The organism is Candidatus Zixiibacteriota bacterium, from assembly GCA_019038695.1.
GTDB lineage: Bacteria > Zixibacteria > MSB-5A5 > GN15 > FEB-12 > B120-G9.
Genome location: JAHOYZ010000007.1, coordinates 205,674 through 218,508, shown reverse-complemented (window position 1 = coordinate 218,508; position 12,835 = coordinate 205,674). Strand labels below are relative to the sequence as shown.

The 12,835-nt window shown below is 51.7% G+C and carries 7 protein-coding genes; all 7 read left to right on the top strand.

All coding sequences use genetic code 11. From position 1 onward, the window contains the following. Positions 1-275 precede the first annotated feature (275 nt). Positions 276-2,894, top strand: coding sequence for a protein kinase (locus KOO62_02920; protein ID MBU8932939.1), 2,619 nt, complete (start codon positions 276-278; stop codon positions 2,892-2,894). Beyond that, positions 2,891-5,521, top strand: a complete 2,631-nt coding sequence (locus KOO62_02915; protein ID MBU8932938.1) for a protein kinase — start codon at positions 2,891-2,893, stop codon at positions 5,519-5,521. The genes KOO62_02920 and KOO62_02915 overlap by 4 nt, the downstream gene beginning before the upstream one ends. Before the next feature lie 389 nt (positions 5,522-5,910). Further along, positions 5,911-7,410 carry an apolipoprotein N-acyltransferase gene (lnt, locus tag KOO62_02910; GenBank protein MBU8932937.1) on the top strand — a complete coding sequence of 500 codons (1,500 nt, stop codon included), beginning with the start codon at positions 5,911-5,913 and terminating at the stop codon, positions 7,408-7,410. Beyond that, the gene (locus KOO62_02905) at positions 7,368-9,596 is read left to right on the top strand and encodes a hypothetical protein (GenBank protein MBU8932936.1); all 2,229 of its coding nucleotides are present in this window, start codon (positions 7,368-7,370) and stop codon (positions 9,594-9,596) included. Before lnt ends, KOO62_02905 begins: the two co-directional genes overlap by 43 nt. Further along, positions 9,593-10,519: a GNAT family N-acetyltransferase gene (locus tag KOO62_02900; protein ID MBU8932935.1), complete on the top strand. Its 927-nt coding sequence runs from the start codon at positions 9,593-9,595 to the stop codon at positions 10,517-10,519. The genes KOO62_02905 and KOO62_02900 overlap by 4 nt, the downstream gene beginning before the upstream one ends. 11 nt (positions 10,520-10,530) lie before the next feature. Continuing rightward, positions 10,531-11,592: a glycosyltransferase gene (locus tag KOO62_02895; protein MBU8932934.1), complete on the top strand. Its 1,062-nt coding sequence runs from the start codon at positions 10,531-10,533 to the stop codon at positions 11,590-11,592. Further along, complete coding sequence (locus KOO62_02890; GenBank protein MBU8932933.1) at positions 11,589-12,833, top strand: hypothetical protein; 1,245 nt, start codon at positions 11,589-11,591, stop codon at positions 12,831-12,833. The genes KOO62_02895 and KOO62_02890 overlap by 4 nt, the downstream gene beginning before the upstream one ends. The last annotated feature ends 2 nt before the right edge of the window (positions 12,834-12,835 follow it).

Sequence of the window (12,835 nt, the reverse complement as noted above, 5' to 3'; positions counted from 1 at the left end):
TGCGCTCCGTATGAATAGGTTCCATGTTGCTACGTCGTCCTGAGCGGAGTCGAAGGGCGACCACACAAGGCGCACATCTTTGCGCTTCGACTCCGGATGGGTGCCACACAGCTTGCTGTGGGTTCCGTAATTTTAAGCCGGTCTCTTAGGCGGTGCTGTCGTGCATCACCCCTACGCCCCCAACTTTATGTTTACATGATAGGTCGACGTACTTAACTTAGTCCTTGTCAGATGAACCGATCATACGGACATGAGAGGGACATAGCAGGCGACCAATGGTTACTAATGACTCAGATGACGACAAGACCCAGTCCCACGTGATCCTGACCAAAGGCACGATGGTGTCACACTATCGTATCATTGAGAAGATCGGCGCCGGTGGTATGGGTGAGGTCTATCTGGCGGAGGATACGAAGCTCAAACGCAAGGTCGCCCTCAAGTTCCTTCCTCCGCATCTGTGTCAGGATGAAGATTGTCGCGAACGTTTCAAACGCGAAGCCCAGGCAGCAGCGAAATTGAACCATCCTAACATCGTCACCATCCACGAAGTCGCCGAACATAGCGGACGACCATTCTTTGCCATGGAGCATGTCGAAGGACAATCACTTAAAGATGTGATCAGGGACTACCAACCGGGTCTTGATGACATCATCAATCTCGTATTACAAATCTGCGAAGGATTAGCCAAAGCGCACGAGGCGGGGATCACGCATCGTGATATCAAACCCTCGAATATTGTTATTGATGCCGACGGCCGCCCGAAGCTTGTTGATTTTGGTCTGGCAACGATTCAAGGGACTGATAAACTGACCAAGACCGGCTCCACCCTTGGCACTGTTGGCTACATGTCACCGGAGCAGATCAAAGTGAAGGAAGTCGATCACCGGTCGGACCTGTTCTCCCTTGGTGTCGTGCTGTATGAAATGATCGCGGGACGGTTGCCGTTTGCGGCCGATAACGAAGCGGCCACGATGAACGCCGTACTCAACGAAGTACCGGAGCCGCTATCGCGGTACAAAAGTGGTGTCTCTGGCGAACTTCAGCGTATCGTATCCAAACTACTGGAGAAAGACCCCACTCTACGTTATCAAAGTGCGGTTGGTCTGATCTCCGACCTCAAGACATTAACCCGCGATGAGCCATCAGTTGCAAGCAAACCTCCCGTGGACTGGTGGAACCGTTTCGTGGTTGTCGGTGCTGTCATTGTGTGTCTTATCATGGCTGGGTACTGGTTGCTTCCGATGACAGAAGAGAAGGCAACTCAGGTCCAGTCGGAGAGAATCATGTTGGCCGTGCTGCCCTTCGAAAACCTGGGCAATCCGGATGATGAGAACTTCGCAGACGGCATCACTGATGCGATCACATCGCGCATAGCCAAGATTGGCGGGTTAGGGGTCATCTCCCGCACAAGCGCTATGAAATACAAAAAAACCGACAAGACGCTTAAGCAAATTGGTGCCGAACTTGGTGTGAGCTATATTCTTGAAGGAACGATTCTCTGGGACAAGAGTGGTGATACCGACCGTGTGCGCATCATTCCACAGTTAATTCGGGTCTCAGATGACAGCCACATCTGGACTGAAACCTATGAGCGCGTAATGACGCAGATTTTTGCGGTCCAGGCCGGCATTGCTACATCAATAGCGGAAAAACTTGATATTACGCTGCTCGAACCAGAACGTGATGCCCTGGCCGAACAACCTACTGAAAACGCTGATGCTTATCATGCGTATCTTGCGGGAAAAAGGTATGATGCAGATTCGCTCGCAGTGCAGATGTATGAGCGAGCAATCGAATTGGACCCGAGCTTCGCTCTTGCTTATGCAGCCCTTTCGAAAACTCACTCTGAGATGTATCACTACCAGTACGATCATACGGAGGAACGTCTTCAACTTGCTAAGGAAGCGGTGGATAAGGCTCTGGCGTTGCAACCAGGCCTACCGGAAGCGCATCTGGCTCTTGGCTACTACTATTATCATGGGTATCGGGAATACGATAAGGCATTAAAAGAATTTGCAATTGCAGAGAAAAGATTGCCGAATGATCCAAGAATCCTTCAGGCGGAAGCGTTTATCTGGCGGCGATTAGGGCGTTTCGAAGAGGCACAAGTCAACCTTGAGAAAGCTTTCCAACTGAATCCCAGAGATGATGATGCAGCCATACAGGTTGCTGTTATTCATCAATGGTTACGTAATTATCAGAAGGCTATTAACTACATAGACAAAGCCATTTCAATTCGCCCTGACATTTCGATGTATCACTATATCAAGATGATGACACTTATATTGATGGGTGATCTTCCTTCGGCTCACCAAACCATATCCAACGCACCACATCAGGAAGCACTCGCGTTGCCTTGGGTATATCTGCTTATGTTCGAAAGAGATTATGATGCAACTTTCAAGTATTTTGATTTAGGAACCAAACAATACGTTCTTGCTGGAAGTTCATTCATGTCTGTTGACCTATGGAAAGGCTCTATTTACAGGTTCATGGGTGAAGACGAACTTGCATATGCTGCCTTCGATTCATCACGTGTTTTCTTGGAGTCACACGAACAGGAATTCAGTGGTTTTTTTGGATACTATATGTCATTAGGACTAACATACGCAGGATTAGGTCGTAAGGAAGAAGCAATCAGATTCGGTCAACTTGCGGTGGAGAAATACCCAATATCTAAGGATGCCCTGTTGGGTACTCGTCAGGAGAAGGAACTTGCCGTTGTATATGTGATGTCGGGAGAATATGATTTAGCGATTGACCTATTAGAGCATGTCATGAGTATCCCCTTCAATCTTGAATCAGTTGCGACTCTGCGTCTCAATCCCATATGGGACCCCCTCCGCGACCACCCACGCTTCCAGGCGCTGATAGAAAAGTATGATACGAAATGACAGAGCATAATGACGACCGTACTCAGACCCATGTGATCCTGACCAGGGACACGATGGTGTCGCACTACCGGATCATCGAGAAGATTGGCGCCGGTGGTATGGGTGAAGTGTACCTGGCGGAGGATACGAAGCTCAAACGCAAGGTCGCGCTGAAGTTCCTGCCCCCGCATCTGTGCCAAGACGATGAATGCCGTGAACGTTTCAAACGCGAAGCTCAGGCCGCCGCCAAACTCAACCATCCGAATATTGTGCATATCTATGAAGTCGCCGAACATAATGCTCGGCCGTTCTTCGCCATGGAGCATGTCGAAGGACAATCACTTAAAGATGTGATCAGGGACTACCAACCGGGTCTTGATGACATCATCAATCTCGTATTACAAATCTGCGAAGGATTAGCCAAAGCGCACGAGGCGGGGATCACGCATCGTGATATCAAACCCTCGAATATTGTTATTGATGCCGACGGCCGCCCGAAGCTTGTTGATTTTGGTCTGGCAACGATTCAAGGGACTGATAAACTGACCAAGACCGGCTCCACCCTTGGCACTGTTGGCTACATGTCACCGGAGCAGATCAAAGTGAAGGAAGTCGATCACCGGTCGGACCTGTTCTCCCTTGGTGTCGTGTTGTATGAGATGATAGCGGGCCGATTACCGTTTGCAGCCGATAACGAAGCGGCCACGATGAACGCCGTACTCAACGAAGTACATGAGCCGCTATCGCGGTACAAAAGCGGTGTGTCGGGTGAGCTGCAGCGTATCGTTTCCAAACTACTTGAGAAAGACCCCACTCTACGTTATCAAAGTGCGGTTGGTCTGATCTCCGATCTAAAGACATTGACCCGCGATGAGCCATCGGTTGCCGGCAAACCTCCCGTGGACTGGTGGAACCGTTTTGTGGTCGTCGGCGCGGTGATTGTCTGCTTGATAATGGCAGGCTATGCTCTGTACCCAAGGCAAGAAGTCTCCTCAGGTGACAAAAAGAAGTCCCTGGTCGTGCTCCCCTTTGAGAATCTTGGCACCGACGAAGACGAATACTTCGCCGCCGGCATTACCGATGAGATCACGGCGCGGCTGGCGGGCCTAAGCGGACTGCGGGTTATTTCCAGAACAAGTGCCGTCCATTATAAGGACTCCGGCAAACCTCTCAAGCAGATAGCCAAAGAGCTAAAGGTCGATTATGTGTTGGAGGGGACAATCCGTTGGGACAAGTCGGGCGATGTTGACCGCGTACGAATCATCCCGCAGCTCATACGCGCTTCCGATGATTCCCATGTCTGGGCCGATACTTTTGAACGGGCTCTTACCCAGGTATTCGTTGTCCAGGCGGAAATCGCCACGCGTATCGCCGATGCTCTTGACGTAACGTTGCTGGAGTCGGAGAAGCAGCTTCTGACAGTCCAACCGACTGAGAATCTTGTCGCTTACGACTATTTCTTACGTGCTAAGGATCACTGGAATGAAGGAAATCACGCTTCTTTGGACAGCGTGATTCATTTGCTTGAGAAAACGACCAGTCTCGACAGCACCTTTTATCCTGCTTACTCCTGGTTAGTGCGCATGTATGGGGTTGAGTACATCAACGCTTACCGGCGGACCGATGAGTGCAAGGCGCAGGCAAAGGAGGCTGCCGAGAAAGCCCTTGAGTTGGCCAAGTCGAAACCGGACGGTTACATCGCTATGGGGACCTACCATTATTACATCAGCCGTGATTACGAATCGGCCCTCGAGCAATTCGAATTGGCGGCCCGGAGCCAACCGAACAACAGCGATCTGCTAACCATGACTGGTTATGTCTATCGGCGTATGGGAGAGTGGGATATCGCCGCTGATTATCTACAGAAAGCACTCATGCTCGACCCGCTGTCGATGAACATTGCTGCCGGGCTGATCCATACCCTCTTTATGATGCACCGACTTGACGAAGCACAGATCGTGGTTCTGAAAGGACTTGAGTTCGAACCTACTAACAGGGGGCTTCTCTTCTGGAATGTGGCTCTGCCCGGCTTAGGTAGTGGTGACAGTCTATACATTATGAAGGCAATAGAGAGGTACGAAGAATCCACGACCGAGAAGATGGCCGGGGTTCTTCAGGAGTCGGCTGACATCTATATGCGCCGCTACGAGTCGGCCCTTGCGCGACGAAGTTCGACGGACTGCAGAAACCTGAGCGACTCAGCCGTTTACTACCAGCAGCGGGGGGAAATCTATCGTTATCTCGGCGACACCAACCAAAGCCGTGTCTATTTCGATTCGGCCAGGGTCATTTGGGAGGCGCAGGTAGAGGCCAGTCCTGACGTAGCTGATTTCCACAGCCCCCTGGCGGAGGTTTATGTCGGCCTCGGTCAGAATCTCAGGGCCGTTGAACATGCAGAATTGGCTACCAGACTTATGCCTGTCTCCAAAGACGAGGTCGCGGGTTCAGAAAGACTTGTCTCCCTGGCGGTGGTCTACGCTTGGGTTGGTGAGTATGACAAGTCTATTGATTTGTTGGATTATCTACTGAGCCATCCTTCACGGATCCAGGTTGGTGGAATTCGTCTGCACCCTCGATGGGATCCACTCCGCGACCACCCGCGCTTCCAGGCGCTGATCGAGAAGTACTCCGACCAAACCGAACAATAAGTACACGCATCAAAATACTTGTTCCGGACTGTTCAATCTTGTAAGTAGTCTTGTAGGGCAGGAGCCCTGCGCTCCTGCCGGAAAACAGGCGATGCCTGGCGGAACCGCTAAAGGGTTCCACCCTACGACACTTGTCATTCCTGCGAACGCAGGAATCCAGAAGCCTGCGTCAGGTTGCAAGCAACCTGACTTACTATTGTCACCCTGAGCGGAGTCGAAGGGTGACCAAGCATTGAATAAGACCGCCGTACTTCGACTCTGCTCAGTATGACGGCCTGAAAAGGATACGACAACTGACGAACATACTGAAAAAAATTGGCCGATTCTTCCTACCGGCCGACATTGACCTGCGCAAACGCCGTCTGGAGTTAATTATCTGGGCGTTCCTCTTGTCGCTGGCGTTTTATCCCGGCTACTGGGGAGTCCTGGCATGGGTGGCGCTGGCCAGACCAATCATGATTGTCGCTCGTCTCAAAGGTCGTCAGGCCTTTAACGCCGCGTATTTCTTCAGCTTCTTTTTCAACCTGTTCTCAATCTACTGGGTAGCTATGGTGACTCCTCCGGGTATGGTGGCGGCAGTCGTGATCGTAGCCTTCTACTATACCGCTGTCTTTATGCTGTTCCATCGTCTGTACCACATACGGCCCATTCTTGCATTTGTGGCGATGCCATTCCTGTGGACGGGCATGGAGTATTTTCGTACGCTTTCGGAATTTGCTTTTCCGTGGTCGGACCTGGGCTATACGCAAGCGTACTTTCTTTATGTCCTGCAAGTAGTATCTGTAATCTCAGTTCATGGTCTGACCTTCCTGATTGTAGGCGTTAACGTTTTACTCTGCCAACTGCTCAGGCGATGTTTGTCACCGGAGAGGAAGCTCACTTCCGTCTTCGTATCGCTGGCCATCGTGAGTAGTCTGACCGCCTATGGCTGGGTTGTCACCCCGCCCTATCCGGTGCCTGGGACAATTGATGTCGCCCTGATGCAGGGATCGGTGCCTATAGAAGTCAAATGGGCGAAAGGAAATCAGGAGCACAGCTATCGTCTATACGATTCGCTTGCCCGTGCCGTTGACGACACTACGATTGATCTGTACATCTGGCCGGAAACTTCCGCGCCATCCTATCTGTCACACGATCAAAAAGCTCTTAAGCGAGTAGGGGGAATTGCGGCCACAACATCAGCTCCGCATCTGGTAGGAGCGTTGTCTGCCTCAAGATCAGGTGGACAGGCGCGTTATCACAACGCCTGCTTCCAGTTTGACTCTACCGGCCGGGTAGTTGGACAGCATGACAAGATGAAGCTCGTCCCGTTTTCCGAACATGTTCCTTACCAGGATCATCTTACGTTTCTGAAGAAAGGTGCGCTTGAGAGTTACCTGACGTTTATTGACCAATGGGGCGTACGCTGGTGGTCGGATTTCTATCCCGGTGATTCAGCCCGGTTGTTCGAGCTGGGTGATCATCTCTATGGGGCATTGATATGCTTTGAGTGTACTTTTCCGGAGTTTGTACGACAATCAATCCTTGATGGCGCTGACTTCATGGTGGGCATTACCAACGATACATGGTTTGGCAGGTCGGTGGGTATTCACCAGCATTCTCGTATGTTCATCACCAGGGCAGTAGAAAATCGGTGTTGGATGGCCAGAGTTGCCAACAGTGGCCTTACCTATGTAGTTGACCGCTATGGTCGGGTCCGAGACGAACTGGAGCTGTACGAGGTTGCGACTCTTGTCAGTAGTGTGGGTGTCGTGGATGGCTACTCGGTATTTACACGATTTGGGGACGTTGTGGGTCGGTTCTCTTTCTTGCTGACAGCTGTCCTAAGCTGTATATTCATTACCCTATGGTTAGCACGAAAACTATTGGCCATTATTTGGCGACGTTAAGTCTCTGCCTTTTCCTGCTGATGTTATTGTCGACAGGACTGACGGCGGCGGACGGCGACTGGACAACACTTACATCGTTTAGGGATGTACGACGGCTTTTGGTAATCGACGATGCCCTCTACGCGGCTACTTCGGGCGGGCTGTTGATAATCGACAACCCTGACCAACCAGGTCGACAATTTCTTAACACCGATGGGCTCGGTACAATCGACATCTCCGACGTAATGGTAGACGCCGATGGACAAACCTGGCTGGCCACTTTCGGAAGGTTGATCAAATTCGAACCGGATGATCCACAGCAGTTTCTGTTTCGTCCGACCGATGCCGATCTGTTCCTTTTGACCGCGCTTGAAGACGACGGTGACAATCTATGGGTTGGTACCGACACCGGCTTGGTTTTGTTTTCGAAGATCAACGACGGTGGGCAGATCGAGGGCCATTTCCCGCTGACGACTATCAACTCATTTCCGTCTGTCTATGATGTTGCTGTCGATGGAGACCAGGTGTGGGTGGCTACATCATTTGGCTTGGTAGCAGCCGACAAGAGCGGTTCCGGTTCATTGTTTCCACCGTCAGCCTGGACGCATTTTACTGTCTCAGATTATCCCGAACTGGGGTCCGATACGATTACGGCCGTAGCTGCTTTCGACTCCGAACTCTATATTGGCACATCACAGGGTCTCTTCCAGCTTGACATCAGTGACTCCGATACTTCGTTTTCTTTGGCCTCGATAGCAGCCGGACGACGTGTCTACGATCTCGTGACTGAGAATGATTCGCTGTTTGTGTACTTTTCATCCGGAATGGGGGTTGTCGTTTCGGGTATGGCTACAGTTCTTTCGACTGTCGGTCTGCCCTCTCTTCCGGTAACCGGTACTACCTGGCGGGGTGAGCGTTGGGTGAATGTTACCGGAGGTGGCATCTATACCGACCGTTCAGGTAATTGGGAGGAATATCAGCACACCGGATTGCCTGGCGATTTTGTGACAAGGGTGGCCATTGACGGCGAAGGGCAAATCATTATCGGACATGGCCCTGAGCTGTTTGCGAAATATGCTCGGTTCAACGGAGAAATCTGGGAAGATGCCAATACCGGTACTCACGAGTTGACCACCAGTCTCATCACCGACTCCAGTGGCATCGTGTGGGGGGGAACCAAAGGTCACGGGCTTTGGCGTTTCGATGGAGATTCACTGGCCAGATATGACAACAATAACTCCACCTGTGTGGGTATCCCGGCCGGGCACAACTTCTCTGTGGTCAATGGTGTTGCAACCGACGGTGTCCGCATTTATGCCAGTTGTTTCCTGGCCTATAATAATGCCCCGGTCGCCTTCTGTCCGCTTGACCGTCTTGATGATCCCTCTGCCTGGGGCTCATTCGGTGAAACCGAGGGTTTGACCGACAACCTGGTAACCGGACTGGGATGCAGTCCTCAACAACTGGCAGTTGGGACCCAAGGTTCCGGCGTGTATCTATGCGATTTGTCGAACGAACCAGATGGCTCGATCAGTGCGGATTGTATTCAGTATACTCGTGAAAACTCTCCTTTGATTTCAAATACCATTAATATCATCACATATTCTCCCACGGGTGACGCTTGGGTCGGTACAAACTTCGGCTTGTCGCGCTGGGATTTTGGTACCGAACAGTTCGTTGACGTAAACCTGCCGGTTGGGATTGGTTCCGACATCACCGCCCTGACCTTTGATGGACGTGGCAATCTCTGGATTGGTACCGGCTCTGGACTGGCTTACCGAGAGGCTGGGACAGGTTATGTTGTCGCCTACACGGTTATCAATTCCGACCTTGTCTCCAATGGTATATCCGACTTGGCACTCGATGGTACGACCGGCGATTTGTATATCGCAACGGACGCTGGTCTCTCTATCCTGGAGCCTCAGATCAGGCACCGCACAACGGTTCTGAACTCGGTTGTTCCGGTTCCCAACCCGTTCGTTATTCGCTCCGATGACGACCGCCTTGAGTTCAACTACAATCGCCCGGGAACAGTATGCCTTTTCACTGTCGCCGGTGAGGCGGTAGTCGAGTTTCAGGTCAACAGTTCCTGGGACGGCCGCAATCACGATGGACGCAAAGTGGCCTCCGGCGTCTATCTCTTTATTCTTACTGATGACAATGGCGGTATAGCTCAAGGTAAGGTTCTGGTGGTTCGAGAGCGATGAAAGTCTATCGCACTCTGGTGGAACAATTGGCAGGTGAAGATTCTCTGCTGTTGACGAACGGTCCATTTTTTACTTCGCCGGGGTTTGCCTTTGTTTGGGAATCCCACGGGGGAACACCGGTCGTATGGATAGCGGAAGAAGACGGTGAGATAGTCGCCCTTCTGCCGGGAGTTGAGTACGGTCGGCGACCTATGGTGCGTTTCATGTCCATGCCCAATGGCTGTTATGGAGGTCTTGTGTTGTCATCGAAAGACGGAGACAACAAGCAGGAACTGGGTCGTTTGCTGCTGGCCGCCATAGCCGACTACCACTATGCCACGACGCACATCTACGACTTCAGGTCAAACTTGCCATCGGACAATCGTTTCAAACATGAGCCGTGCCAAACCAGTCTGGTCGATATTAGCGATCCCGATTGGCAACCGCCCGACAAGAAGCTCCGTCAGCAGATTCGCAAAGCTGAGAAAGAGGGGATTGAAGTTATCCCCTTTAGTGGCGATACACACATGTCCGGGTTCCTTGACCTTGTTAGTATATTCGAACAACGCACTGGCCAGAAATGCAAGTACTCGCCGGAGTTTTTCTCTGCGATGGCTGTTCTGGCCGCAGGTGATGATCGTGTGCGATGGTTCTGGTGTGAGTTTGAAGGTCACCCCGTGTCTTCCAACATCTTCATTGTTAATGACGACCAGTTGCTCCACTGGCAGGCATACTTTGACGAGGCATATTCTTTCCTTCATCCATCTAAGTACATTCCCTACTATGCCGCGCGGAACGCTGTCGGGCACGACTTGAAATACCTGAACCTGGGTGCATCGCCCGAGGACGTTCCGGGCGTAGCTTCCTATAAGGCCAAATGGGGAGGAGTGGTTTATCAGTATAACTGCCTGATTCGACAGAAAGGGTTGGGGCGTTTTCTGTGAGCCGGGACAGGTTGAAAATATTGCTTTTGGCCGACAGCCGCTCGTTCCATACGGAACGCTTCGCCGGTGAGTTGCGACGGCTGGGTTGTCGGGTATTGGTAGCCTCTGTCGAGCGGGGTCGTATGCTGCATTTCCATCTGCGACCAAGGGGGGAAGTACGCACTCAGCATTACATCATGTCGGCTTTTCGGGCCAGAGCGTTGCTGAAACGTTTTAAGCCCGACATCATTAATGCCCATTTTGCTTCGGGTTACGGTTTCCTTGCATCACTCATGGGACACCATCCTGAGGTTCCTTATCTGCTTCATGTGCTGGGATCGGATGTACTCATTGTGCCGCATATGTCGTCTCTGCGACGTCGAAAAGTACGAAGAGCCTTATTGACCGCTGACTGTATCGTGACGGACTCAGATTACCTGGCGGAAGAAACATCGTCTTTGGCACCAACCAGACGTATCGAAACCATCGGCTGGGGAGTTGAACGAGCGGCGTTGGATCATCATCGGGTAGACTATGCCCTTGGCCGACCGCTGCGGATAATTGTCCCTCGTGGTCAAGAACCCGTCTACAACAACAGCTTTATCATCGATGCCCTGAAGCCATTGATCCGGGAAGGCAAAGTAAAGATAACATTCCCTGCTTCCGGATCACTTCTTGGTGAGTTCCGTAATAGGCTATCGTCCCTATCCGACGCTGGGGTCCTATTCTATGACAGAATGCCAAGATGTGGCTTTGTGCCCTTCATGGCCGGTTTTGATGTCTGTCTCTCGGCCGCCATATCAGACTCCTCGCCGACCATCCTTATTGAAGCGATGGCGCTTGGCTTGATTCCGGTGGCGGCCAAAATCCCCGGTGTGAGAGAGTGGCTAAGTCCGGACAGTGGCTATTTGTTCAATCTCGGAAAGCCGGAAGAACTTCGACACGTGATCAAGAAATTGATCTCCGACAACGATCCGCATACGACTATGAAGCAACGTAACCTTGAAGAAGTGTGTAACAGGGGAATCTTCGAGGAGAATATGGTGCGCCAAGTTGAGTTGATGCGTTCTCTGGTTCTGGAGACACGATCATGAGCCGCCGTCGTATTCTTCTGATCTGCTACTATTTTCCACCTCTGGGTGGAGCTGGAGTGAGCCGACCGTTGGCCCTGTTTAAGCACCTGCCGGAGTGTGGTTGGGATTGTCATGTTTTGACTGTCAAGCCCGTTGTCTATCGCGCCTACGAGCCGGAGCTACTCTCTGAGCTTAACACCAGTGGAGTCTATCGAGCCGGTTCTCACGATCCTCAGCGACTGATGTATCTGCTTGGCATCAGACAGGTCAAAGCTTCGACGATAGCGCGTGGCAAAGTGGCCTCTGATCGCTTTTTCCCCGATTCGAAAGTCGGTTGGGTGCGTTCTGCTATCGGGTTGGGACGAGACCTATTGAACAACCGTGTATATCACGCCATCGCATCAACTTCACCGCCGATGTCCAGCCATCTCGTTGCCCGAAAACTGGCCCGCGAGTTTTCGATTCCGTGGGTGGCCGATTTCCGTGACTACTGGACCGCCTATCGGGCCGAGGATTTCTACGATTCGCAACCACGAAAAATCAGGCGGGCTCGGAAGCTGCTGACCGCTATCAAGAAAGAGACAGTAGCCATTACTGCCATCAACGACTCTATCGGGGAATACGTTGGCGCTACCGATATCATTTACAACAGCTTCGACCGTGATCTGGCTCGCCTTTGGAAGCTACCTCCCACGACCGGAGACTATTTTATCGGCCTGCTCGGAACGCTCAATGACATCTATCCTGTCCGACCCCTCCTCCGCGTATTGTCCTCCTTACGCACAGCTCACCCTGAACTGTTCGCACTGGTGAAAATGATCCAGGTGGGGCTGTTTGATAAGGACTGGCTGTTGCCCCAGCTTGAGGAGTTCGATCTGGTGGAGAAGTTTGAACTGCTTGGCTTCCAGAAGCGAGCAGAGACTATCGGGTTGTTATCGCAGACTTCTTTGTTGTACGTTGGACTTCCATCGGTTCGAGAGAAGGGCTTTTCGACTGGACGGATTTATACCATGCTTTCCTCGGGGCGTCCAATTCTGGCTGCTGTACCGCCCCAGGGGGAGATCGCCCGACTCCTGGCACCGTCCGGCAACGGATTCTGTTACTTCGGCGATACTGAAGATATGGCTGTATCCTGGTTGGCTGATCAGATATTGCAGTGGGGACGTGGCGAGTCGGCCGTTCGATTAGAGCCGGACTATGCCCGACCGTATGCATCAGATTCAATGGCAATGAAATTTGCCGATGTCCTCGATAAACTTTAACA